Origin of the sequence: Solwaraspora sp. WMMD792, from assembly GCF_029626105.1 — a bacterium.
GTDB lineage: Bacteria > Actinomycetota > Actinomycetes > Mycobacteriales > Micromonosporaceae > Micromonospora_E.
On record NZ_JARUBH010000009.1, the window covers coordinates 667,130 to 691,697 of the forward strand.

Genomic DNA, 24,568 nt, shown 5'->3' on the forward strand with positions numbered 1-24,568 from the left:
CTAGCATTGCCCGGGTGGACGATCGTGCCATCGTGGCCGCGCTGGTCGCCGGTGACCCGCGCGGCCTCGACCGTGCCTACCGCGTGTACGCCGACCGGCTGTACACGTACTGCCGGTTCCTGCTGCGCGACGCGGACGGCGCGGCCGACGCCGTCCACGACACGTTCGTCCTGGCCGGCCAGCGGGCGGCGCAGCTGCGCGACCCGGAGCGCTTGCGCCCGTGGCTGTACGCCATCGCCCGTAACGAGTGCCTGCGGGTGATCCGTGGTCAGCGGCGGCAGCTGCCGCTGGACGACGTGGGCGAGCTGCCCGCCACGCCGGTCGACCCGGTCACCGGGCTCGGTGCCGAACAGCTGCGGGAGCTGGTCCGGTCAGCGGCCGCCGGGCTGAACCCCGGTGACCGGCAGGTGATCGAGCTCGCCATCCGGCACGACCTGTCCGCCGCCGACGTCGGTGCCGTGCTGGGGGTTTCCGACAGTCACGCGCACGCCCGGCTGTCCCGGGCCCGGACCCAACTCGAACGGGCCATCGGCGCGTTACTGGTGGCCCGCACCGGTGCCGACGACTGCCCAACCCTCGGTGAGCTGCTGCGCGGCTGGGACGGCACGCTCACCGTGTTGCTACGCAAGCGGGTCAGTCGGCACATCGAGTCCTGCCCGACCTGCGCCGACCGGCGCCGCCGGCAGGTCAGCCCAGCCGCGTTGTTCTCCGCGTACGCGACCCTGCCGATGCTCGCCGTTCCGGCGGAGCTCTGGCCCCGGCTGGTGTCGACCAGTGCCGACGCCGGGCAGGCGGCGGCCCGGGCGCGGATCGAGCAGCGGGCCGGCCGGTTCGACCCGGCCACCGCCTTCCCCCGCCGAGGCGAGCCGCGCCGAGGTCGGCTGATGGCCGGCCTGGCGGCGGCCGCCGTGCTGGCCCTGCTGATCGGCGGTGCAGCGGTGGTGGTGGTGCCCCGGCTGGCCACGGTCGACGACACCGCCCGGTCGGCGCCGGCCGGGTCGCCAGGTCTGGCCGCGCCACCGACCACGCCGTCGGCCAGCAGCGCGCCGACAGCCGCCTCGAGCAGGCCGGCACCGACGACGCCAACGGCGACCGCGTCGGCCGGCGGCCCCGAGCCGACCGGCCCCGCCGGGCCGCTGCCGTTGACGGTCCAGGCCGAGGCGCAGGTCTCCTGCACCGGCTCCAGCCGCTACCAGTTGACCGTGGTCGCCACCGTCACCGGCGGCACCGTCGAGTCGGCGGTGCTCACCTGGACCAGCGGCGCGGCCGGTTCGACGCAGCCGCCGCCGACGGATCCGACTGCGGAACCGGGAACCGACCCGGAGTCGACTTCCGGCCCCGGTGCCGGCGGTCCGGGCGGCATCGCCGCGCCGGGCGGGGTGCCGCCGCGGGGCGGCGAGGTGGCGATGACCGTCTCCGGGGACACCGCCACCGGGCAGGTCTGGCGGATGGCCGTGGCGTCGGTCGACTGGCAGGTCGTCGTCGTGGCAGCTGACGGGCGGCGGGCCGGTGCCGGGCCGTACCCGGCCGCCAACCCGTGCCCGGTGCCGATCTGACCAGGGAAGACCGGCGTCGATGCGCCCGCCGGGCAAGGGTCTGTGACCGACGTCCTGCCCGGTCGACGTCACCTCGGCCGAGACGGCAGGATGTCCGGCATGCAACGTGACACCGACGGCGGCGACCGCTTCGACGACCGGGCCCGGATCTATCACCGGGCCGGCACCCAGGCGGACGTCCCGGCGGTCCTCGCGCTGCTCGACGACGCGGTCCGCTGGCTGGCCGAACACGGCCGTACCGGGCAGTGGGGGACCGAACCGCAGTCGACCGACCCGCGCCGGGTCGCGATGGTCACCGGGTGGGCGAAGGAGAGCGGCCTGGTGCTGGCCTGCGTGCCGGTCGGCGATGGTGGCGAGCGGGTCGTCGGGGCGCTCGCCGTCGGCACCGCCCGGTCCTACGTACCGCCGGTCAACGAGCCCGAGTTGTACGTGAACCTGCTGGTCACCGATCGGCGGTGGGCCGGTCACGGGATCGGCGGTGCGCTGCTCGACGAGGCCCGGCGGATCGCTGTGGAACGCGGCGCGACCCTGCTGCGGGTCGACTGCTACGCCGGTGGTGACCGGGCGCTGGTCCGCTACTACGAGCGGGCCGGGTTCACCGCCGCCGAGCCGTTCACCGTCGACCGGCCGGACGGCCCGTGGCCAGGCCAGATCCTCAGCCAGCGGATCCGCTGACCCCGACCTCAGCCGGTGGGGTCGCCGGACCGGGCGGTGCGGTGACGTGGGCCAGGGTCGATCCATGGCATGGTTTACCGATGGAAACGGCAGATCCCGTACCGGCGTCTGATGCTTCCCGGCCGTGGCTGGCCCGCCCGGTTGCGGTGCTCGGCGGTGTGGTCGCCGGGCAACTGTTGCTGGCCCGCAGTGATCAGGCCGCAGTGATCCTGACCAGTCTGCTGGCGTACCCGACGGGTTTCGAGTTCGACATCAGCGCGGTCCTGCGGGCCCCGGAGCCGGCTACCGCCGTCGACCCGACCACTGCCGTCGGGCTGGCGCGGGAGCAGACCGGTGCGTCGGGGCCGCCTCGGCCGCGTTCCCCGGTCGACGGGGTCGGCGGCTTGCAGGTGATGGTCCGGTTCGCCGACGGTACGGCGCTGAGCAGCCTGCACCGGAGCGCGTCGCCGGCCGACCGCGAACCGCCCGGCCCGTTGCTGTCACCCGTGGTGGCCAGCACCGACCAGCAGCGGCACGACGCCCGCTTCTGGGTGTGGCCGCTGCCGCCGGACGGTCCGGTGACGGTGGGGTGCGCCTGGCCGGCGCGGGACATCCCGCACAGCCGGGTGGAGGTCTCCGGTGAGTTGATCCGGCAGGCGGCGGCCGGTGCCGTCGAGCTGTGGCCGGCGGCACCGCCGGCCGACCCAGCGGTGTCGGCCGACTGACCGGAGGCCGGACGCTGGCCATCGTCGGTGGCCGGGTCAGTCCGGCAGCAGTGGGGCGGCGGGACCGAGGTCGCGGCCGAGCAGCACCGCCCGGTTGACCGCGCTGGACCCGAACCGGTCCCGGACCGCGTCGAGCGCGGCGTCCAGGCTCTCCTGCCGACCGGCCGGGCCGTCGACCGGCCGCGCGCCCGACTGGTCGGCCGGCCGACCGACGGAATGCCGCGCCGCTGCCTCCGGTGGAGCGTCGGCCGGTCCGAGGGGCAACGCCAACTGGGTCGCCTGCCCGTCGCCGAGGTTGCCGACCGAGACGCCGACCAGGGTCAGCCCGCGTTCGCGGATCATCGGTCCGGCGGCGGCCAGCAGGTCGCGGGCGGTGTCCAGGACGGTCGACGTCTGGTTGGTGGCCCGGGGCAGGGTGTGCGCGCGGGTGGCCCGGGTGAAGTCGCCGAACCGCAGCCGCAGGGTGACCGTCCGGCCGGTGCGCCCGGCGGCCCGCATCCGGCGGCCGACCCGGTCGACCAGCCCGGCGAGGATCGCGTCCACGTCGGCCGGGTCCCGGCTGGCCCGGCCGAGCGCCTGCTGGGAGCCGATCGAGCCGCGCCGGCCGCCGGTCTGGACCCGGCGCGGGTCCTGGTTGTGGGCGAGGGCGTGCAGGTGCCGGCCGGCGGCGGCACCGACGATGCTGACCAGCGCCGCCTCCCCGAGGCCGGCCACCCGGCCGACCGTGGTGATGCCGCGTTCACGTAGCTTGCCGGCGGTGACCGGGCCGACGCCCCAGAGCCGTTCGACCGGCAGCGGGTGCAGGAACGCCAACTCCTTGTCGGGCGGCACCACCAGCAGCCCGTCCGGTTTGGCGACGCCGCTGGCCACCTTGGCCAGGAACTTGGTCCGGGCCACCCCGACGGTGATCGGCAGTCCGACCTGGTCGCGGACCGCGACCCGCAGCCGGGCGGCGATGTCGGCGGGTGTGCCGACGAGCCGGCGCAGCCCACCGACGTCGAGGAACGCCTCGTCGATGGAGAGCGGTTCGACCAGCGGCGTGGTCTGCCGGAACACCTCGAACACCGCCCGGCTGGCCGCCGTGTAGGCCGCCATCCGGGGCGGCACCACCACCGCCTCCGGGCAGATCAGCCGGGCCCGCCGGGCGGGCATCGCGGTGCGTACGCCGCGTGCCTTGGCCTGGTAGCTGGCGGCCAGCACCACGCCGGCGCCGACGATCACCGGCCGGCCGCGCAGCCGGGGGTCGTCGCGCTGCTCGACCGAGGCGTAGAACGCGTCCAGGTCGGCGTGCAGGATGCTGGCCTCACCCGCCACCGCGCCATCATCGCACAAACGTTCGACGAACGGGTGTGACCTGCGGAGACGGTGCCGACGAGGCGGCGAATCACTGCGGGTGGCGGCGGATCACTGCGGGTGGCGGCGGGTCACTCCGGGACGAGGCGGTACGCGCCGTCGCTGGCCGAGGTGGCCATCGAGGCGTACGCCCGTAGCGCCGCCGACACCGGCCGCTGCCGGTCGACCGGGGTGTACGGGCGGTCCCGCTTCTCCTGGGCGATTCGGCGGGCCTGCAGTACCTCGTCGGGCACGTTCAGCTCCAGCCGCCGGGCCGGGATGTCGATGACGATCTCGTCGCCCGGCTCGACCAGGGCGATCAGCCCACCGGAGGCGGCCTCGGGGGAGGCGTGCCCGATGGACAGCCCGGAGGTGCCGCCGGAGAACCGGCCGTCGGTGATCAGCGCGCAGGCCCGGCCGAGGCCGCGCCCCTTCAGGAACGAGGTCGGGTAGAGCATCTCCTGCATGCCCGGCCCACCCTTGGGGCCTTCGTAGCGGACCACGACCACGTCACCGGCGACCACCTCGCCGGCCAGGATCGCCGAGACGGTGTCCTCCTGCGACTCGTACACCTTGGCCGGGCCGCGGAAGGTCAGGCAGTCGTCGGGCACCCCGGCGGTCTTGACCACCGCGCCCTGCGGGGCCAGGTTGCCGTGCAGGATCGCCAGGCCGCCGTCGGCGGAGTACGCGTGGGCGACGTCGCGGATGCAGCCCTGCGCCGCGTCGGTGTCCAGACTGGACCAGCGGTTGGTGGTGGAGAACGGCTCGGTGGTGCGCACCCCGCCGGGGGCGGCGTGGAACAGCTCGACCGCCTCGTCGGAGGCGCTGCCGCCCCGGATGTCCCAGTCGGCCAGCCACTGGGTCAGCGACGGCGAGTGCACGGCGTGCACGTCGCGGCGTAGCGCGCCGGCCCGGTCCAGTTCGCCGAGGATCGCCGGGATGCCGCCGGCCCGGTGCACGTCCTCCATGTGGTATTTCGGAGTGTTCGGGGCGACCTTGGCCAGGCAGGGCACCCGGCGGGAGATGTCGTCGATGTCGGCGACGCCGAAGTCCAGCTCGGCCTCGCGGGCGGCGGCCAGCAGGTGCAGCACCGTGTTGGTGGAGCCGCCCATCGCCACGTCCAGGGCGACCGCGTTCTCGAACGCGGCCCGGCTGGCGACGGCGCGGGGCAGCACCGAGGCGTCGTCGCCGTCGTACCACCGCTTGGCGATCTCCACGACGGTCCGGCCGGCTTCGACGAACAGCGATTTGCGGGCGGCGTGGGTGGCCAGCACCGAGCCGTTGCCCGGCAGCGCCAGCCCGACCGCCTCGGTGAGGCAGTTCATCGAGTTGGCGGTGAACATGCCGGAGCAGGAGCCGCAGGTCGGGCAGGCGGACCGCTCGATGGTGTCGAGCTGGTCGTCGGTGACGGCGTCGTTCGACGCGGCGATCATCGCGTCGATCAAATCGAGCTTGGCGTGCACGACGCCCTCGACGGCGACGGTCTTGCCGGCCTCCATCGGGCCACCGGAGACGAACACGGTCGGGATGTTCAGCCGCAGCGCGGCGAGCAGCATCCCCGGGGTGATCTTGTCGCAGTTCGAGATGCAGACCAGCGCGTCGGCGCAGTGCGCGTTGACCATGTACTCGACGGCGTCGGCGATCAGCTCCCGGCTGGGCAGCGAGTAGAGCATGCCGCCGTGGCCCATGGCGATGCCGTCGTCGACGGCGATGGTGTTGAACTCGCGGCCCACCCCGCCGGCGTCGGCCACCGCGTCGGCGACCAGCCCGCCGAGGTCCTTGAGATGTACGTGGCCGGGCACGAACTGGGTGAAGCTGTTGGCGATGGCGACGATCGGCTTGCCGAAGTCGTCGTCGGTCATCCCGGTGGCCCGCCACAGGGCCCGGGCGCCGGCCATCGTCCGACCGTGGGTGGAGGTCCTCGACCGCAGCTCAGGCATTCGACAAGTGTTACACCACGGTTGCCGGGCCGGCGGCCCCAGCCGTGTCGCGTTTCACGTGTCGGGATGTTTGCTGCCGGCAAACCCGCACCCCGGCACCACGGGCCGGCGCCGATCCGGCAGAGTTGTGCCGTGCACCTCCCCTCGGGCATGCAGGCGCTCGCGTTGGCGAGTGGGCTGGCGGCTGCGCTGGGCGCGGGATGGTTGTTCGTCGTGGCTCGCCGTCGGGACGGATCGTCGGACCGGGCCCACCGGCTGCTCGCGGTCGGCGCCGGGCTGACCACCGTCAGCGTGCTGACCGGGCTGGTCGGCGCCGTCACGATGACCGCCGAGTGGGACCGGCAACAGCCCCAGCGGAGCCTGCTCGCCACGGTCGTCGCGGTCGGCTGCGCGCTCGGCGGACTGCTGCTGATCTGGGGCCTGCTGCGGCTGCCGGGCACCGCCGGGCGGTCCGCGCCGACCGCGCGTCACCTGCTCGACTGCCTGGCGGTCGGTGCGGCGCTGTGGTTCACCGGCTGGGTGCTGGTCGCCCCACCGACCCGGCTGCTGGGCGCGGCGACCCCGACCGCCTGCCCGGCGATCCTGCTGGCTACCGCGACCGTCGCCGCGATCACCGGCGTGGCGGTGATGACCGCGCTGCACAGCGGCCGCCATCCGGCCGGCCCGCTGCTCGGCGGTGCGGGCACGGTGCTGATCGGGCTCAGCGGCATCGCTGCGGCGGCCGGCATCTGCCAGTACGGTGTGGGGCTCGTCCTGGCCGGTGCCGTCGGGTTGCCGGTCGGGCTGGTGCTGGTCTGGCTCGGTGGGGGACGGCCGGGGTGCGGCGGCAGTACGCCGGCCGGCCTGGTGCCGCGCGGGGCCGGGTACGTGTTCCTGCCGATGGTGGTGATGGCCGCCGCCGGGTTCTACCACGTGGCGAGCGGCGGCGAGTTCACCACCGTCGCGGTGGCGGTCGGCAGCCTGGAGGGCTTCATCCTGGTGGGCCGGCAGTATCTGGCCCTGCTCGACGTGCGTCGGTACGCCGCCCGGCTGGCGTCCAGCGAGGCCCATTTCCGCAACCTGGCCCACACCGACCCGTTGACCGGGCTGGCCAACCGGCGGGCGCTGCTGCACGAGCTGTACGACTGTGTCGCCGATCAGCGTCCCGGCGGGCTGCTCACCCTGGACCTGGACGGTTTCAAGACGGTCAACGACATGCGGGGCCACGACGTCGGCGATGCGGTGCTGATCGAGGTGGGCCGGCGGCTGGTCGCCGAGCTGGCCGGGGCGGGGTTGGCCGCCCGGCTGGGCGGTGACGAGTTCGCCGTACTGCTGTCGTACTCCGACCCGGAGCAGGCGCACCGCGTCGCGGTCCGGATCCTGCGCGCCCTCGACGAGCCGTACCCGCATGACAAGGGGCCGATCTACGTGTCGGCGAGCATCGGGATGGCCTGCTGTTCGACCGCGCAGGACGTACCGACGCTGCTGCGCAACGCGGACCTGGCGCTGCGCTCGGCGAAGCAGCGGGGCAAGAACCGGGTGGAGCGCTACGACGTCTCCTACGACCAGGCCCAGCGTCGCCGGGTCCGGCTGGAGCACGAGATGCGCGGCGCGATCGACCGCGGCGAGCTGCGGCTGGCCTTCCAGCCGGTGGTGGCGGTGCCGTCGGTACGGCCGGTCGGTGCCGAGGCGTTGATCCGTTGGCACCATCCGGAGTTGGGCAAGGTGCCACCGGACGAGTTCATCCCGCTGGCCGAGGAGTGCGGGATGATCAGCCGGCTGGGTGCCTGGGTGCTCGACGAGGCGTGCCGGCAGCTGTCCCGCTGGCTGGCCGAGGGGCACGACGTCTGGGTGTCGGTCAACGTGTCGCCGCACGAGTTGCACGCCCCGGAGTACGTGCTGCAGGTCGACGAGGCGTTGCGACGGCACCGGGTGCCGTCGCAACGCCTGGTGCTGGAGGTCACCGAACATGCCGTCGCCCGGGATCTCGCGGAGCTGATCCGCCGGCTGAAGGCGCTGCGCGCCACCGGGGTACGGATCGCCCTGGACGATTTCGGCGCCGGCTACTCGTCGCTCGGCCAGCTGCGGAACCTGCCGATCGACATTCTCAAGATCGACCACAGTCTGGTGGCCGAGCAGGGTCCGGTCGCGCCGCCGCTGCCGGGCCGGCGGGCGTTCGCGCCGATGGTCGACGTGGTGATGCGGCTCGGGCACCAGCTGGGTCTGGAGGTCATCGCCGAGGGCGTGACCAACCAGGCGGAGCTTGCCGTCGTGGTGGAGGCGGGCTGCCGGTTCGGGCAGGGCGCGCTGTTCGGGTGGGGGGTGCCGGCTGAGCATCTGGAGGCGATGCTGTCGGCGGCGACGTCGTCCGGTAACCGGCATGGAATCGGCGGTCGCCGCCGCTCCAGCGAAAATCAGCAGGCCAGCGCCGGTGCGGCATCGCTACCCGCCCAGGATGTGAGATCAGTTGACTCATCGCGTGAGATGCGTCAGGCTTAGCCCCATGTCGCTGACTCTGTCGTCTCGAGTACTTACCTGAGCGCACTCTCCGATCGAGAGTGCGCTGGCCCCGTGCATCTGCACGAGGGCCGTTTTTATTGCCAAATCCCTGCCGGTTCCGGCCGATCGGTCCCATCTGCCGGATACGCCGCCGAGACCCATGTCACGAGACCACTGAGCTGAAGGCCTGAATCGTCATGACGAGACCCACGCCCGAGACCCTCGCCCACCGCGCGCACTCGGCAGCGGCGGCCGCGCCGACCCCGGCCACCCTCGCCAACGCCGTGACCCCGCCGCCGGCCCCGCCGGTGCCGGTCTCCGGCGCGGGTTGCCTGGTCCGGTCCCTGGAAGCACTCGGCGTCGACGTGGTGTTCGGCATCCCCGGCGGGGCGATCCTGCCGGCCTACGACCCGCTGTACGACTCGACGGTGCGGCACATCCTGGTCCGCCACGAACAGGGTGCCGGGCACGCCGCGACCGGCTACGCCCAGGCCACCGGCCGGGTCGGGGTGTGCATGGCGACCTCCGGTCCGGGCGCCACCAACCTGGTCACGCCGATCGCCGACGCGTACATGGACTCGGTGCCGATCGTGGCCATCACCGGCCAGGTGGCCCGCCCGTCGATCGGCACCGACGCCTTCCAGGAAGCCGACATCCAGGGCATCACCCTGCCGATCACCAAGCACAACTACCTGGTGCAGTCGGGCGAGGAGATCCCCCGGGTGCTGGCCGAGGCGTTCCACCTGGCGGCCACCGGCCGGCCCGGCCCGGTGCTGGTCGACATCCCCAAGGACGTGCTGCAGGCCCAGACCACCTTCGCCTGGCCGCCCACGCTGGACCTGCCCGGCTACCGGCCCACCCTGCACCCGCACGGCAAGCAGATCCGCGAGGCGGCCCGGCTGATGGCCGGGGCCCGCCGCCCGGTGCTCTACGTCGGCGGCGGTGTGCTCAAGGCGCAGGCCACCGAGGGGCTGCGTCGGCTCGCCGAACTGACCGGCATCCCGGTGGTCACCACGCTGATGGCCCGGGGCGCGTTCCCCGACTCGCACCCGCAGCATCTGGGCATGCCCGGCATGCACGGCACCGTCGCGGCGGTGTACGCGCTGCAGAAGGCGGACCTGATCGTGGCTCTCGGCGCCCGGTTCGACGACCGGGTGACCGGCAAGCTGGACTCCTTCGCCCCGGGCGCGGCGGTGGTGCACGCCGACATCGACCCGGCCGAGATCGGCAAGAACCGTACCGCCGACGTGCCGATCGTCGGCGACGCCCGGCACGTCATCGACGAGCTGATCGAGGCGTACCCGGCGGCGGAGCGGGGCACCCCCGCCGGCCGCCCGGCGGCGCGGTCCGCCGGCCCGGCCGGCGACCGCAGCGACTGGTGGGCGCAGCTGGACGACCTGCGGGAGCGGTACCCGCTGGGCTACGACGAGCCGGACGACGGCACGCTGTCCCCGCAGTACGTGATCGAGCGGCTCGGCAAGCTGGCCGGACCGGACGCCATCTACGTCGCCGGCGTCGGCCAGCACCAGATGTGGGCCTCCCAGTTCATCTCCTACGAGAAGCCGAACACCTGGCTCAACTCCGGCGGGTTGGGCACCATGGGGTACGCGGTCCCGGCGGCGATGGGTGCGAAGGTCGGCCGGCCGGAGACGGTGGTCTGGGCGGTCGACGGCGACGGCTGCTTCCAGATGACCAACCAGGAGCTGGCCACCTGTGCCCTGGAGGGCATCCCGGTCAAGGTGGCGCTGATCAACAACGGCAACCTGGGCATGGTCCGGCAGTGGCAGACGCTGTTCTACGGCGAGCGCTACTCCAACACCGACCTGGGCACCCACAAGCACCGCATCCCGGACTTCGTCAAGCTGGCCGAGGCGCTCGGCTGTGTCGGGCTGCGTTGCGAGAACGCCGCCGACGTGGACAAGACCATCGCCGCCGCGATGGAGATCAACGACGTCCCGGTCGTGATCGACTTCGTGGTCGGTAAGGACGCCATGGTCTGGCCGATGGTCGCCGCCGGCACCAGCAACGATGAGATCATGTTCGCCCGGGACGTCCGGCCCACCTTCGACGAGGACGACCTGTGACGAGGACGACCTGTCACGACCCGGCCCATCCGATGATGACGAGGAAGAGATGACCAAGCACACGCTCTCCGTGCTGGTGGAGAACAAGCCCGGGGTGCTGGCCCGGGTGTCCGGACTGTTCTCCCGGCGCGGATTCAACATCGACTCACTGGCGGTCGGCGAGACCGAGAATCCCGAGGTCTCCCGGATCACCATCGTCGTCGACGCCGACTCGTCGCCGCTGGAGCAGGTGACCAAGCAGCTGAACAAGCTGGTCAACGTACTGAAGATCGTGGAACTCGACCCGGCGGTGTCGGTCGCCCGCCAGTTGCTGCTGGTCAAGGTCCGCGCGGACCGCGCGATGCGGTCGCAGGTGCTGGAGACGGTGAACCTGTTCCGCGCCCGGGTGGTGGACGTCGCACCGGACACCCTCACCGTCGAGGCCACCGGCACGTCCGACAAGCTGGACGCGTTGCTGCGTGATCTCGAACCGTTCGGCATCAAGGAGATGGTGCAGTCCGGTCTGGTCGCGATCGGGCGCGGCTCCCGGTCGATCACCACCGGACCGGCGCTGCGCGCCGCCTGACCGCCGGCCGGCGGCATCGGCTGCCGGCCCTGATGACCTGCGGCAGGCAGCTGCCGCCCGAGGAGAAGCCGGCCACCGTGGCCGGGCACACGAGAGGGAAGTCATGACCGCTGAGGTGTTCTACGACGACGACGCCGACCTGGCCGTCATCCAGGGGCGGAAGGTCGCCGTGCTGGGGTACGGCAGCCAGGGCCACGCCCACGCGTTGTCGCTGCGCGACTCGGGTGTCGACGTCGTGATCGGCCTGCCGGAGGGTTCCAAGAGCCGGGCCAAGGCGCAGGAGCAGGGGCTGCGGGTGCTCGGTCCGGCCGAGGCGTCGGCCTGGGCCGACGTGATCATGGTGCTGGCGCCGGACACCGCGCAGCGCTCGCTCTACGCCGAGGCGATCGCGCCGAACCTGACCGCCGGCAAGGCGCTCTTCTTCGGCCACGGGCTGAACATCCGGTACGGGTTCATCACCCCGCCGGCCGACGTGGACGTGGCGATGGTGGCGCCGAAGGGCCCCGGGCACCTGGTCCGTCGGCAATACGTCGACGGCAAGGGCGTGCCCTGCCTGGTCGCGGTCGAGCAGGACGCCAGCGGTGGTGCCTTCGGCCTCGCCCTGGCGTACGCCAAGGCGATCGGCGGCACCCGGGCCGGCGTGATCAAGACCACCTTCAAGGAGGAGACCGAGACCGACCTGTTCGGTGAGCAGGCGGTGCTCTGCGGCGGCGCGTCGGCGCTGGTGCAGACCGGGTTCGAGGTACTGACCGAGGCCGGCTACGCGCCGGAGATCGCCTACTTCGAGTGCCTGCACGAACTCAAGCTGATCGTGGACCTGATGTACGAGGGCGGCATCGCCCGGATGCGCTACAGCGTGTCGGACACCGCCGAGTACGGCGACTACTCCCGTGGCCCACGGGTGGTCGACGCCCGGGTCAAGGAGGAGATGCGCAAGATCCTCGCCGAGGTGCAGTCCGGGGAGTTCGCCCGGGAGTGGATCGCCGAGGACGACGCGGGCCGGCCGAACTTCGCCAAGTGGCGGGCCGAGGGCGCCGCGCACCCGATCGAGGAGACCGGGCGGAAGCTGCGGGGCATGATGAGCTGGGTCGACCGGCCGATCACCGAGACCGCCTGACGCCGGACAGAGCCCATCACCGACGGTGATCGGTGATGGGCTCTGTGCCTATCTCGGGGCGAGTTTCGTTACCGGAAGATTGCGGCTTCGGGTCGGTTTCGGGTAGTTGGTTTCCGACGCCGATAATTGACCTACGGTTACAGGTAGTTAATGGCCGCCTCGGGTAATGTGCCCCGCATGCGTCTGGAGCAATCGCACCGCACGGAGCGCTTCGGGGCCGTTCGCATCCATGAGCTTCAGCGTGTCATCGAGCTGGACTCGGGGGATGTCGCCGGTGACCGTGGCCGTGGGCTGGTCTCCCAGGAGGATATCCGGGCCGTCGAGCGGGACATGGTGGTGGTCATACCCTGCATGAATGAAACACGCAGGGTGATCGAAGGAGTGCTCTCCGGCATTCCGCACGACTGTCTGATCGTGCTCGTCTCGAACAGCGGCCGGCAGCCGGTGGACCGTTATGAAATCGAGGCCCATACCGTCGAGCAGTTCTGCCGGTCGGCGGACCGGCCGGCGATCACCGTGCACCAACGGGATCCAGGGCTGGCTGCGGCGATGAAAGCCGCTGGCATGCCGGAGCTGATCGACGAGAGCGGGCTGATCCGCACCGGCAAGGGCGAGGCCATGCTGATCGGCATGGCGGTCGCCGCGCTCACCGGGCGCCGGTACGTCGGCTACGTGGACGCCGACAACTACGTCCCCGGCGCGGTCCACGAATACTGCAAGGTGTACGCCGCTGGCCTGCACCTGGCCGACAGCCCGTATTCGATGGTCCGGATCTCCTGGCACTCCAAGCCCAAGCTGCGCGACGGCCGACTGTTCTTCAGTCGCCGGGGCCGCAGTTCGGAGATCACCAACGGGTTCCTGAACCGGCTGATCGCCGAGTACTCCGGCTTCGGCACCGAGGTGATCGCCACCGGCAACGCCGGCGAACACGCGCTCAGCCTCGACCTCGGCCTGCGGCTGCGGCTGGCCGGCGGTTTCGCGGTCGAGCCGTACGAGTACGTCGACCTGTTCGAACGCTTCGGCGGCATCCTGGACACCGACAGCCCCGAGGTGATGGCGCATTCGGTGCCGGTGCTGCAGGTGGAGACCCGCAACCCGCACTTCCACGACAACAAGGGCGAGGAGCACGTCCAGGGCATGCGGATGCAGGCGCTCAACGTGCTGTACCACTCCCCGGTGTGCCTGCCGGCGGTCCGCGAGGCGATCCTCGAGTTCATGATCGACCAGGGGGCTTTGTCGCCGGGTGCCGAGCCGCCTCGCGAACGGGTCTATCCGCCGGTCGGTTCGCTCGCCTTCGACCTGCTCTACGACACCCTGGAGGCGGAGGCCGGCACGTTCCGGCAGATCGGTGACGGCGGCATCGTCCGCAGCCGGATCCCCCGTCATCCGGTCAGTCCGGCACCGGCCGGCTGACGGTCCGGCCGGGGCGGTTGAGCGGGCCGGGGCGCCGGTTGAGCGGTCCGGCGGGGCGGTTGAGCGGCCGCCGCAACCCAGGGCGGAGTACGGCGTCGGTTGGCCGGGGGCGGGTGTTAGGTCTGATTTGTGAGGGCCCTCACCCCCGGCCCCGAGCCGCGCCGTCCACGGCTGCGCCTACGATCGCGGGTAGGCCGCCTCCGTGCCGGCGCGACACCCGGGCGGGGGAGCGTAGGGCGCAGAGCGGCGCCCCACCGCCGCAGATACCCGTCCCGGACGACTTTGAGGACCAATGAATCCTGTCGTACTGATCGCTGAAGAGCTCGCGCCCGCCGCAATCGACGTACTCGCTCATGACTTCGATGTCCGCCACGTCGACGGCACGGACCGTCCCGCCCTGCTCGGCGCGCTCGCCGACGCCCACGCGGTGATCGTGCGCAGCGCCACCCAGATCGACGCCGAGGCGCTGGCCGCCGCGCCCCAGCTGAAGGTGGTCGCCCGCGCCGGCGTCGGCCTGGACAACGTCGAGGTACCGGCCGCCACCGCCCGAGGCGTCATGGTGGTGAACGCACCCACCTCCAACATCGTCTCCGCGGCCGAGCAGGCGATCGCCCTGCTGCTCGCGGTGGCCCGCAACACCGCCAGCGCCAGCGCCGCGCTCAAGGCCGGCGAGTGGAAGCGGTCCAAGTACACTGGCGTGGAGTTGCAGGGCAAGACCGTCGGCGTGGTCGGGCTCGGCCGCATCGGCGTGCTGTTCGCGCAGCGGATCGCCGCGTTCGGCACCCGGCTGATCGCGTACGACCCGTACATCCAGCCGGCCCGCGCGGCGCAGCTCGGAGTTCGCCTGGTCGGACTGGAGGAGCTGCTCCGGGAGAGCGACTTCATCTCGATCCACCTGCCGAAGACCCCGGAGACGCTCGGCCTGATCGGCGAGAAGGAGCTGGCGATCGTCAAGCCCGGGGTCCGGATCGTCAACGCCGCCCGGGGCGGTCTCGTCGACGAGCAGGCGCTGGCCGACGCGCTGGCCGAGGGCCGGGTCGGCGGTGCCGGCGTCGACGTGTACGCGAAGGAGCCGTGCACCTCCTCGCCGCTGTTCGCCTTCGACAACGTGGTCGCCACCCCGCACCTGGGCGCCTCGACCGCCGAGGCGCAGGACAAGGCGGGTCTGGCCGTGGCCCGCAGCGTCAAGCTCGCGCTGCAGGGCGAATTCGTCCCCGACGCGGTGAACGTGCAGGCCGGCGGGGTGGTCGCCGAGGACGTCCGGCCGCTGCTGCCGCTGGCCGAGAAGCTGGGCAAGGTGTTCACCGCGGTGGCCGGGGTGGTCGCGGCCAGCGTCACCGTCGAGGTACGCGGCGAGGTCGTCGGCAACGAGGTGTCGGTGCTCAAGCTGGCCGCCACCAAGGGGCTGTTCAGCTCGGTGGTCGAGGAACAGGTCACCTACGTCAACGCGCCGCACCTGGCCGCCGACCGGGGCGTCGAGGTGGAGCTGGTCACCCACCCGGACACCGCCGACCAGCCCAACCTGGTCACCGTCCGGGGCGTGCTGCCCGACGGCGGTACGGCAAGTGTCTCCGGCACCGTGGTGCAGTCCGCCGGCCGGGACGTGGTCCGGCTGACCGAGGTCGACGGCTTCGACCTCGAGCTGTCCGCCGAGGGCATCCTGCTCTTCTTCCGGTACGCCGACCGGCCGGGCGTGGTCGGGACCATCGGCTCGATCCTCGGCGAGTCCAATGTCAACATCGCCGCCATGCAGGTGGCCCGGCGGTCCGCCGGTGGCGAGGCGCTGATGACCCTCACCGTTGACTCCGCCGTCGGCGCGGAGTCGCTGCACAACGCCGCCAGCTCGATCGGGGCGACCGCGGCCAGCGCGGTGGATCTGCGCGAGGAGTGACCTGCCGGACGTGTCGTCCGGCTTCGGCGGTTCGGGGACCCGCGTCCCCGAACCGCCGCCCGCTCAGCGGGTCGACGCGCTGGCCGGCGGCGGATAGACCGAGCCGTCCTGCGGATCGAGCAGCAGCAGATCGTGTTCCTGAGCCAGCCGTTCGATGGTGAGCAGCACCTCGTCGGCGCAGGTCTGACGCAGGTTCATCTCGACGTGGTCGGTTGCGGTATGTAATGGGACCTTTGCCCAGGGGCAGTCTTCTGTGGTGGAAGCGGCACCTTGATCCGGGTAACTGGCGGTCAGCGCGGCGTGGAAGGACGTGATCCGGCGGTCGGTCGCACCGTCGGCGTGCTCACCCTGCCGGCACAGTTCGTGTGCGGCGTGTACGTCCGCCGAGGTGGACTGATCGTCCAACGCCCATACGACTAGATCGAATGTCACGCCGCACAGCGTGCCATCCATCAGGGGGATCATTCCACCCAGTGCCGTGGCCGACAAGCAATGTCAGAGGAATTGGAACCTTGCGCCCGGTTGTGCGGAATCGATAGCGTGGCGGTGCGGTTGCTCAGGAGTTGCTCCGGCGCCGGTCGCGTCTTCGGGTGACGTTCCGGCCGGGCCGTGGTCTCTCGGGTGACTGCACCCCCGGTGCGCGAGCTGAGCGCACGTGTCGCCGGCCCGCTCCCGTGGTCATTTGCCGAGATCACGGGGGTGGGCCGCGCCAGGGGTCGATCTTCTTTCGCCGACCAGGTCCAGCACGTGGTAGCCGTCCACTGTGGGAAACCAGTCGCGGCCGGCGGGTCCGGCGGCGAACAGCGCGGTCGCGTAGCCGTCGGCCACCGCGAGGTCCGCGCCGATCACCATGGCGGCGCTGTCCCGCTCCACCACGGCCCCGGTGTGCGGGTCGACGACCTTTCGGCTGCCGGCGGTCAGTCCACTGGTCCCGATCGCTCCGTCCACCATGGTCACGGTGGTCGGCTGGCTGCCCGGCGTGGCGCCGGCCGGGCCGTCGCCGGTGTCTGCGGACCGCGGCTGCTGCAGGGCGATCCGCCACGGTCCGCCGTGCGGGGCGCGTCCGCGTACCACCAGATCGCCGCCGCTGACCACGGCGTAGTCGGTGATCCCGGCAGCGCGCAACCGACCAGCGGCCCGCTCGATGGCCCAGCCCTTGATCATGCCGGCCGGGTCGAACCCGCCGGGCACCGCCCACGGGTCGAACCAGCCCTCGGTGGCCACCCGCATCGCCTCGCACCGGTGCACGATGTCGGCCAGCGGCGGGTAGACCTCGGCCGCGACCTCACCCCGGCGCAGCAGCGAGACCAGGCTGTTCGGCCGCAGCGGACTGTACGTCACGTCGATCGCGCGCAGCTCCGCGACCGCGTCGCCGATCGCCTCGCTCAGCCCACGCCGGCCGATCCGTTCGCTGCCTACCAGAACGAGCTGGTACTCGGTGGTGGACGTGGCGACGGTGTGCCGGGCGACCAGCTGGCCGGCCGGGCGGCTGTCGTCGGCCGGCGCGGCGGTGCCGGACGACCCGGTCGGGGTGCCGGCTCCCGGCGTCGGACCGATCCGCAGATCGGGCGGTTCCGGCTGGGCGGCGCGGTACGCCAGCATCGTCGATTCTCCTTCGCCGGTGCCCGGATCCGGTCTTCACCTACAGTAGCCGTCCGAGGTAAGTATGGTGTTAAGCCCGGCTGTGTGCTCCCTGGGCGGCGCGGGACGCCGCGACCAGCGAGTAGCGTCCGTATTCTGGGACCGACGTACCGATTTCCGGGATGATCGCTTAACGTTCGCTAGGCGGTCGACGGAGCAGACGAGGGAGTTGACGTGGCGATGGCGCGGATCGCGGTCGTGGCCGGCGACGGCATCGGATCCGAGGTGACCGCGCAGGCCCGGAAGGTCATCGACGCGGTGCTGCCCGGCGTCGAGGCGACCGAGTACGACCTCGGGGCCGCCCGCTACCACCGCACCGGCGAGGTGCTGCCCGACTCGGTGCTGGACGAACTCGCCGATCACGACGCCATCCTGCTCGGTGCGGTCGGCGACCCCAGCGTCCCGCCCGGGGTGTTGGAGCGCGGCCTGCTGCTCAAGCTGCGGTTCGCCTTCGACCAGTACGTCAACCTGCGTCCGTCCCGGCTCTGGCCAGGCACGGCGAGTCCGCTCGGCGGCGTCAAGCCGGGCGAGATCGACTTCGTCGTGGTCCGCGAGGGCACCGAGGGCCTCTACACCGGCGCCGGCGGCACGATGCACCGCGACACCCCCGCCGAGGTCGCCACCGAGGAGAGCCTCAACACCCGGCACGGGGTGGAGCGGGTGATCCGGGACGCCTTCACCCGGGCTGCCCGCCGGGAGCGGCGCAAGGTCACTCTGGTGCACAAGACCAACGTGCTGACCCACGCCGGGTCGCTGTGGTCGCGGACCTTCGCCGCCGTCAAGGCCGACTTCCCGGACATCGAGACCGAGTACCAGCACGTCGACGCCGCGGCCATGTTCATGGTCACCCAGCCCCAGCGGTACGACGTGGTGGTCACCGACAACCTGTTCGGTGACATCCTGACCGACATCGCCGCTGCGGTGACCGGCGGCATCGGGCTGGCGGCCAGCGGCTGCATCAACCCGGAACGCCGCTACCCGTCGATGTTCGAACCGGTACACGGCTCCGCGCCGGACATCGCCGGCAAGGGCGTCGCGGACCCGGTGGCCGCCGTGCTCTCCGCGTCGCTGCTGCTCGACCACCTCGGTCACCCTGAGTCGGCCGAGCGAGTAGCCAGGGCGGTCGCGGCCGAGCTGGCCTCCCGCACTCCGGGAGCCGCGCTGCGTACCGCCGAGATCGGCGATCGGCTGGCCGCCCACGCCGTGGGCTGAGCCCAACCGGTCGACCCGCGTACCGCGCCGGTCGACCCTTGCCGGGGCCGCACCGCGCGCCGACCGCGCTGACCGGAGTCCGCCCACACCACGCGTGTCGGCGGGCCCAGGTCCGCGCCCGTCGCCGCCAAGCCGTCAGTCCGGTACAGCACCGTCGACTACGCAAAGCTGCGCAGCTCGACTCGTCTGCCCGGTGCCGGTTGGCGTACCGACCGTGCCTTCGCCGTGGGCACCCCTGCCGACGGCCAATCACCAGGTGGCGGACTTACCGGCCGCCGCGCCGGTTCCCGCTGAACGAACGTTCGGGGTAAGTTGCATGACACACAGCTTCGTCGCTTTCTCGCCATGGAGGTCAGCCCGATGATCGGCGGTGACAAACTCGAATTCGAGATCCGTCCGAATCCACACCCGGTAGCCGACGCGGAACGCGCCGCGCTGCTGGCCAATCCCGGGTTCGGTCAGATCTTCACCGACCACATGGTCACCGTCCGGTACGCCGAGGGCAAGGGCTGGTACGACGCCCGGGTGGAGCCACGGGCGCCGATCCCGATGGATCCGGCGACCGCGGTGCTGCACTACGCCCAGGAGATCTTCGAAGGACTGAAGGCCTATCATGCGGCGGATGGGGGAGTGACCCTGTTCCGGCCGGACGCCAACGCGGCGAGGTTCATTGCCTCCGGCGCCCGGATGGCCATGCCAGCCCTGCCGGAGCAGGTCTTCCTCGACTCGTTGCGGCACCTGATCACAATTGATCGACAGTGGATTCCGGCCGGCGATGACGGCAGCCTCTACCTGCGACCGTTCATGTTCGCCAGTGAGGTCTTCCTCGGTGTCCGGCCGGCCCGCGAATACCTCTACGCGGTGATCGCCTCGCCGGTCGGCTCCTACTTCTCCGGTGGGGTCAAACCGGTGACGGTCTGGGCGTCGTCGGTCTACACCCGGGCCGCGCCGGGTGGCACCGGAGCCGCGAAGTGCGGGGGTAACTACGCCGCCTCACTGGTGGCCCAGGCGGAGGCGATCGAGCACGGCTGCGACCAGGTGGTCTTCCTCGACGCGGTGCAACGGCAGTACGTCGACGAACTCGGCGGCATGAACGTCTTCTTCGTCTACGACGACGGTTCGCTGGTCACCCCGCCACTGACCGGCGCGATCCTGCCGGGCATCACCCGCGAGTCGGTGATCACCCTGGCCCGCCGGGCCGGTCACCAGGTCGTGGAACAGCCGGTCAGCCTGGCCCAGTGGCAGGCCGACGCGGCCAGCGGCCGACTGCGTGAGGCGTTCGCCTGCGGCACCGCCGCAGTGATCACGCCGATCGGCCGGGTCCGCTCGGCCGACGGCGAGTTCACCGTCGCCGACGGTGGGCCCGGGGAGGTCACCATGGCGCTGCGGCAGAGTCTGGTGGACCTGCAGCGGGGCCGGGGCACCGACCCGGACGGCTGGGTGCACCGGGTCTTCTGACCAGTGCCGTGACGCGGTGACCCGGGCCCGGCCCGGGTCACCGCGTCGGCTCGGCCCAGGTCACTGCGTCAACAGATGGGCGCGCAGCTCGGTGATCCGGTCTGCGGACAGCCCGGCGGTGCGCAGGTACCCCTCGACCGAGCCGTGCCGCTGCCGCAGCTCGGTGAGGAACGTCTGCATCGCCTCGGCCGGGCAGGAGAAGAACGGCACCGGCACCAGATGGTCGTTGCCGGCCTGGGTGCGCAGCCAGGCGAGCAGCCGTTCGCTGCCGGCGTTGCTCAACGCGTAGTCCTCGGCGATCACCGAATCCCGGACCCCGAGCAGGGACAGCGTCATCGCGCAGACCAGCCCGGTGCGGTCCTTGCCGGCCATGCAGTGCACCACCGCCGGTGCGGTCCGCGCCTCGGCCAACAGTGAGATCGCCGCGACGAAACCGTCCGCGGCCTGTTCGGTCAGATCGTGGTAGCGGTCAGCCAGGTAGCGGGCGGCACCCTGCTCCGGCTGGTAGGGGATCTCGCCCCAGTCCTGGTGCCGCAGGTGGATGTTGTGGTAGTCGAACCCGTCCGCCGGGGGGATTCGCCCGAACGTTTCGACCTCGTGCGGCCGGCGCAGGTCGATCACGGTCCGTACGCCGAGCGCGTCGAACGCCGCCGCGTCGTCGCCGTCGAGCCGGTGCGGCGAGTCGGCCCGGTAGATCCGCTGCCAGCGGACCGTGCGGCCGTCGAGCCCCGGGTAGCCCCCGATGTCACGGAAGTTGAACATGGTCGCGAAGGCCAACGAGCGGGTGGCGGCGGCAGTCATCGTTCTACGGTAGCCAGCCGGGCCGACACCGGTAAACGGTGCGGGTGGCCGGCGCCACGTGGCACCGGCCACCCGCACCGGGTGGGTCGTCACCGGGTCAGATGATCCGGCCCGGCGCCATCGGCGGGACCGGGGTGCCGGTGGCACCGCCGTAGTAGGCGCTCAGCTTGTCGCGGTACGCCGGATCCTTCGCGCTGGTCTCGTCGTACTCGGGGGCGTCCTTGATCTGGCCCTTGTCGCGGTCGACATAGACCTTCTGCGCGTCGTGGTCGACGTGGTTGACCACCCCGGCCGGCAGCATCACCTTCCGGCCGAAGATCCACGGCCCGGTGTCGACCACCAGATGGCTGCCGTCCACCTCCTCGGTGGCGGAGTCGATCCGGCCGATGCCACCGTCGGTCGCCTCGACGTGGTAGCCGGCCAGGTTGGCGCCGTCGACCCCCGCGTCGTCGCGGTAGCGCCACGGGTCGAACGTGCCGGCCGGGGTACCGCCCACGACGTCGCCCTGACCACCGGCCGGCCCCGTCAGCGCGGTGTGTTGCGGATCGAGCCTGTCCATCGGAGGTCACTCCTTCGCTCGGCGGAACTGACTGCGTCGTCGTCCCAGGAATACCCATGGCGCTCGATCGGTACACCTGACCTCGAACGATCCCGCTGTCCCGCGATGTGGATTCGACTACCGGTCCGGGCGCGGTCGGTGGCAAAGTACCCTGCGTGACTCGCCTCGTACTCATTATTGGCAGCTAGCGCGCCCGGCAACCGTCCGCCGAGCGCGCAGACCTCCCGCATCCGCGGGGGGTCTTTTTGTTGGCCGTACGAGGTCGGCCGGACGAGCGGGTGAGGACGGCCCGGCGCGAGCAGCGGGTGGTACGGGACGTCCGTCGAAAGGATCGAGATGACTTTCCAGGTCTATGACACGACTCTGCGCGACGGTGCGCAGCGTGAGGGCATCAGCTACTCGGTGGTCGACAAACTCGCCGTCGCGCGGCTGCTGGACGACTTCGGCGTCGGCTTCATCGAGGGCGGCTGGCCCGGTGCGATGCCGAAGGACACCGAGTTCTTCCGCAGAGCCCGCACCGAACTCGACCTGCGGCACGCCGTACTCGTCGCGTTCGGTGCCACCCGCAAGGCCGGCGTCAAGGTCGCCGACGACCCACAGGTACGGGCCCTGCTCGACGCCGAGACGCCAGCGGTCTGCCTGGTCGCCAAGTCCGACATCCGGCACGTCGAGCGGGCGCTGCGCACCACCGGCGCGGAGAACCTGGCGATGGTCACCGACACGGTCGCGCACTTCGTCGCCGAGGGCCGGCGGGTCTTCCTCGACTGCGAACACTTCTTCGACGGCTTCCGGCACGACCCGGCGTACACCGCCTCGGTGGTCAGCGCGGCGGCCGCCGCCGGCGCCGAGGTCGTGGTGATGTGCGACACCAACGGCGGGATGCTGCCGTCGCAGATCGGCGCGGCGATCGCCGACCTGGTCGACCGGACCGGGCTGAGCGCCGACCGGCTCGGCATCCACTGCCAGAACGACACCTCCTGCGCGGTGGCCAACACCATCGCCGCCGTCGAGGCCGGCGTCCGGCACTTCCAGGGCACCGCCAACGGGTACGGCGAACGCCCCGGCAACGCCGACCTGTTCGCCGTCGTCGCCAACCTGCAACTCAAGCTCGGGCTGCCGGTCCTACCGGACGGCTGCCTGGAACAGATGGTGCGCGTCTCGCACGCCATCGCCGAGATCGCCAACATCGCCCCCGACACCCACCAGGCCTACGTCGGGGCCGCCGCCTTCGCCCACAAGGCGGGGCTGCACGCGAGTGCGATCAAAGTGGATCCGTTGCTGTACAACCACGTCGACCCGTCGGTTGTCGGCAATGACATGCGGATCCTGGTGACCGAGATGGCCGGCCGGGCCAGCATCGAGTTGAAGAGCCGTGAACTCGGTGTCGACCTGGCCGGCCATCCGGACGCGCTGTCCCGGGTCACCAAGCGGGTGAAGGAGCTGGAGGCCGGCGGCTGGTCCTTCGAAGCCGCCGACGCCTCGTTCGAGCTGCTGGTCCGCTCCGAGCTGGCGGCCGACACCGGTGCCGTCACCACCCGGCCGTTCGCCCTGGAGTCCTACCGGGTGCTGGTGGAGCACCGCGAGGACGGCGCGGTGGTCTCCGAGGCCACCGTCAAGGTTCGGGTACGCGGCGAGCGGGTGATCGCCACCGCCGAGGGCAACGGCCCGGTCAACGCCCTCGACGAGGCGTTGCGGGTGGCGCTGCGCAGCCACTACCCGGACCTGGCCGAGTTCCGGTTGGCCGACTACAAGGTGCGGATCCTGGAAGGCAGCCAGGGCACCGGGGCGATCACCCGGGTGCTGGTGGAGACGGTCGACGGCAACGCCCGGGACTGGACCACCGTCGGGGTGCACGAGAACGTGGTGGAGGCCAGCTGGCACGCCCTGGTCGACGCGCTCACCTACGGACTGGCCCGCAGCCGGACCACCACCGGCGTCTGACCTGCCCGGCCGGGGCCACCGGTGACCTGCCCTGGCCCCGGGCGGGCGCTCCGGGTCAAGCGGCCGGCAGCACCAGCCCGGCGACGACCATCCGGTGGTCGCTGCCGGGCACCCGGTGCACGGTCACCGACCGCACCCCGATCCGGTCGTCCACCAGCACCCGGTCCAGCGTCACCGGCGGGATCGGGCTGCCGTCGTACGGCCCCCAGGTGCCGACCAGCCCGTCGCCGGTCGCGTCGGCGGCGTCGATGTAGCCGGTGGCGATCAGCCGGCGCAGCGCCGCGTGGTCCAGGGTGGCGTTGAAGTCGCCGGCCAGGATTCGCGGCGGGCCCTGCGGGTCGGGGCGGGGCTGCCCGGCCAGGTCGGCCCGCCACGACGACAGGGTGTGCAGCGCGAACGGCGCCATCGGGTGCGCCGACTCGACCCGCACCGGCCCGCTGCCCGGCGGGCGGACCGTGCCGTACGACTGGGCGAAGCCGCCCACGTTGCGCCGTACCCCGTCGTCGGTGACCGGCCAGCGCGCGTAGACCGCCGACCCGGTGGTCCCCACCTCCGGATCGGCCCGGCGGTACGGCAACAGGTCGCCGACGCCGAGCCGGTCCAGCTCGGCCTCGGCCGCCGGAGTGAACTCCTGCATCGCCAGCACGTCCACCCGCTCCCGGCGCAGCAACTCCATCAGCACCGTCAGGTCCGCCGCCCCGGCCAGCAGGTTCGCCGTGGCGACCCGGACCGTGACCCCGTCGGCGGCGGTCGCGGTCCGGCCGCCGTCCGGCACCGCCCGGGGCAGCACCGCGACGGCGAGCAGCACCACCGCCAGCAGCGCGGCGCCGCTCGCCCACCGCCGCCGGGACCAGACCGCCACCGCCAGCGGAACAACCGTCCAAGCCGCCACGTACGGGGTGAACGCGAGCAGCTGCACCAGCGGGCCGTACTCCCAGCCGGCCAGCCGCAGCACCGCCCAGAGCAGCCCCGGCAGCACCAGCGGCCACACCAGCCAACCGGCCGGCCGGCGCCGGGTGCTGGCCGGGGGCTGCGGGATGGGGCTGGTCTGCGGCGCGGTCACGCCGGAACGGTATCCGGTGTGTCCCGGTGTGGACGGGCCACCCCGGTCCGGTGTCGGTCGTACCACCCCGGCCGGTCAATCACCCGGTCGGAGACGGATCCCGGCGTTAGAACGGCCCGATCCGGGGCACCCCCCGGC

General features: G+C 72.1%; 19 protein-coding genes. 12 read left to right on the forward strand and 7 right to left on the reverse strand.

What is annotated here, in order from left to right:
• Positions 1 to 14: 14 nt before the first annotated feature.
• The 3 genes from O7629_RS04580 (at position 15) to O7629_RS04590 (ending at position 2,935) form a co-directional block, all read left to right on the forward strand.
• Positions 15 to 1,556, forward strand: coding sequence for a sigma-70 family RNA polymerase sigma factor (locus O7629_RS04580; RefSeq protein ID WP_278167697.1), 1,542 nt, complete (start codon positions 15 to 17; stop codon positions 1,554 to 1,556).
• A gap of 99 nt (positions 1,557 to 1,655) precedes the next feature.
• Positions 1,656 to 2,231, forward strand: a complete 576-nt coding sequence (locus tag O7629_RS04585; protein WP_278167698.1) for a GNAT family N-acetyltransferase — start codon at positions 1,656 to 1,658, stop codon at positions 2,229 to 2,231.
• An 80-nt stretch (positions 2,232 to 2,311) separates the two neighbouring features.
• Positions 2,312 to 2,935 carry a hypothetical protein gene (locus tag O7629_RS04590; RefSeq protein ID WP_278167699.1) on the forward strand — a complete coding sequence of 208 codons (624 nt, stop codon included), beginning with the start codon at positions 2,312 to 2,314 and terminating at the stop codon, positions 2,933 to 2,935.
• A gap of 36 nt (positions 2,936 to 2,971) precedes the next feature.
• Here O7629_RS04590 and dinB read toward each other — a convergent pair whose 3' ends face one another.
• Positions 2,972 to 4,249: a DNA polymerase IV gene (gene dinB, locus O7629_RS04595; RefSeq protein WP_278167700.1), complete on the reverse strand. Its 1,278-nt coding sequence runs from the start codon at positions 4,247 to 4,249 to the stop codon at positions 2,972 to 2,974.
• Between the two features lie 110 nt (positions 4,250 to 4,359).
• Positions 4,360 to 6,207 (reverse strand): dihydroxy-acid dehydratase, encoded by a 1,848-nt coding sequence (ilvD, locus tag O7629_RS04600; RefSeq protein WP_278167701.1) that lies wholly within the window; start codon positions 6,205 to 6,207, stop codon positions 4,360 to 4,362.
• Positions 6,208 to 6,357: 150 nt separating this feature from the next.
• Here ilvD and O7629_RS04605 point away from each other — a divergent pair, with 150 nt between their 5' ends.
• The 6 genes from O7629_RS04605 (at position 6,358) to serA (ending at position 15,755) form a co-directional block, all read left to right on the forward strand.
• Complete coding sequence (locus O7629_RS04605; protein ID WP_278174404.1) at positions 6,358 to 8,685, forward strand: bifunctional diguanylate cyclase/phosphodiesterase; 2,328 nt, start codon at positions 6,358 to 6,360, stop codon at positions 8,683 to 8,685.
• 197 nt (positions 8,686 to 8,882) lie between these two features.
• Positions 8,883 to 10,769, forward strand: a complete 1,887-nt coding sequence (locus tag O7629_RS04610; RefSeq protein ID WP_278167702.1) for an acetolactate synthase large subunit — start codon at positions 8,883 to 8,885, stop codon at positions 10,767 to 10,769.
• A gap of 49 nt (positions 10,770 to 10,818) precedes the next feature.
• Complete coding sequence (ilvN, locus tag O7629_RS04615; RefSeq protein ID WP_123600415.1) at positions 10,819 to 11,334, forward strand: acetolactate synthase small subunit; 516 nt, start codon at positions 10,819 to 10,821, stop codon at positions 11,332 to 11,334.
• Between the two features lie 103 nt (positions 11,335 to 11,437).
• Positions 11,438 to 12,451: a ketol-acid reductoisomerase gene (gene ilvC, locus O7629_RS04620; protein WP_278167703.1), complete on the forward strand. Its 1,014-nt coding sequence runs from the start codon at positions 11,438 to 11,440 to the stop codon at positions 12,449 to 12,451.
• A 177-nt stretch (positions 12,452 to 12,628) separates the two neighbouring features.
• Positions 12,629 to 13,864, forward strand: coding sequence for a mannosyl-3-phosphoglycerate synthase (mpgS, locus tag O7629_RS04625; RefSeq protein ID WP_278167704.1), 1,236 nt, complete (start codon positions 12,629 to 12,631; stop codon positions 13,862 to 13,864).
• A 292-nt stretch (positions 13,865 to 14,156) separates the two neighbouring features.
• Positions 14,157 to 15,755 (forward strand): phosphoglycerate dehydrogenase, encoded by a 1,599-nt coding sequence (gene serA, locus O7629_RS04630; protein WP_278167705.1) that lies wholly within the window; start codon positions 14,157 to 14,159, stop codon positions 15,753 to 15,755.
• A gap of 63 nt (positions 15,756 to 15,818) precedes the next feature.
• Here the strand turns inward: serA and O7629_RS04635 are convergent, their stop codons facing one another.
• Positions 15,819 to 16,187 (reverse strand): hypothetical protein, encoded by a 369-nt coding sequence (locus O7629_RS04635; protein ID WP_278167706.1) that lies wholly within the window; start codon positions 16,185 to 16,187, stop codon positions 15,819 to 15,821.
• A gap of 246 nt (positions 16,188 to 16,433) precedes the next feature.
• Positions 16,434 to 17,357, reverse strand: a complete 924-nt coding sequence (locus O7629_RS04640; protein ID WP_278167707.1) for an FAD:protein FMN transferase — start codon at positions 17,355 to 17,357, stop codon at positions 16,434 to 16,436.
• A gap of 219 nt (positions 17,358 to 17,576) precedes the next feature.
• On the opposite strand from O7629_RS04640, the gene O7629_RS04645 reads away from it, so the two are divergent.
• Together O7629_RS04645 and O7629_RS04650 are read left to right on the forward strand one after the other, a co-directional pair.
• Complete coding sequence (locus tag O7629_RS04645; RefSeq protein ID WP_278174405.1) at positions 17,577 to 18,608, forward strand: 3-isopropylmalate dehydrogenase; 1,032 nt, start codon at positions 17,577 to 17,579, stop codon at positions 18,606 to 18,608.
• 360 nt (positions 18,609 to 18,968) lie between these two features.
• Positions 18,969 to 20,066 (forward strand): branched-chain amino acid aminotransferase, encoded by a 1,098-nt coding sequence (locus O7629_RS04650; protein ID WP_278174406.1) that lies wholly within the window; start codon positions 18,969 to 18,971, stop codon positions 20,064 to 20,066.
• A gap of 60 nt (positions 20,067 to 20,126) precedes the next feature.
• Here O7629_RS04650 and O7629_RS04655 read toward each other — a convergent pair whose 3' ends face one another.
• Together O7629_RS04655 and O7629_RS04660 are read right to left on the reverse strand one after the other, a co-directional pair.
• Positions 20,127 to 20,867, reverse strand: coding sequence for a tyrosine-protein phosphatase (locus tag O7629_RS04655; RefSeq protein ID WP_278167708.1), 741 nt, complete (start codon positions 20,865 to 20,867; stop codon positions 20,127 to 20,129).
• Positions 20,868 to 20,964: 97 nt separating this feature from the next.
• Positions 20,965 to 21,426: a PRC-barrel domain containing protein gene (locus O7629_RS04660; RefSeq protein ID WP_278167709.1), complete on the reverse strand. Its 462-nt coding sequence runs from the start codon at positions 21,424 to 21,426 to the stop codon at positions 20,965 to 20,967.
• A 336-nt stretch (positions 21,427 to 21,762) separates the two neighbouring features.
• On the opposite strand from O7629_RS04660, the gene cimA reads away from it, so the two are divergent.
• Positions 21,763 to 23,367: a citramalate synthase gene (gene cimA / locus O7629_RS04665; RefSeq protein WP_278167710.1), complete on the forward strand. Its 1,605-nt coding sequence runs from the start codon at positions 21,763 to 21,765 to the stop codon at positions 23,365 to 23,367.
• Between the two features lie 55 nt (positions 23,368 to 23,422).
• On the opposite strand, the gene O7629_RS04670 is transcribed toward cimA, so the two are convergent.
• Positions 23,423 to 24,430, reverse strand: coding sequence for an endonuclease/exonuclease/phosphatase family protein (locus O7629_RS04670; protein ID WP_278167711.1), 1,008 nt, complete (start codon positions 24,428 to 24,430; stop codon positions 23,423 to 23,425).
• Between the last annotated feature and the right edge of the window lie 138 nt (positions 24,431 to 24,568).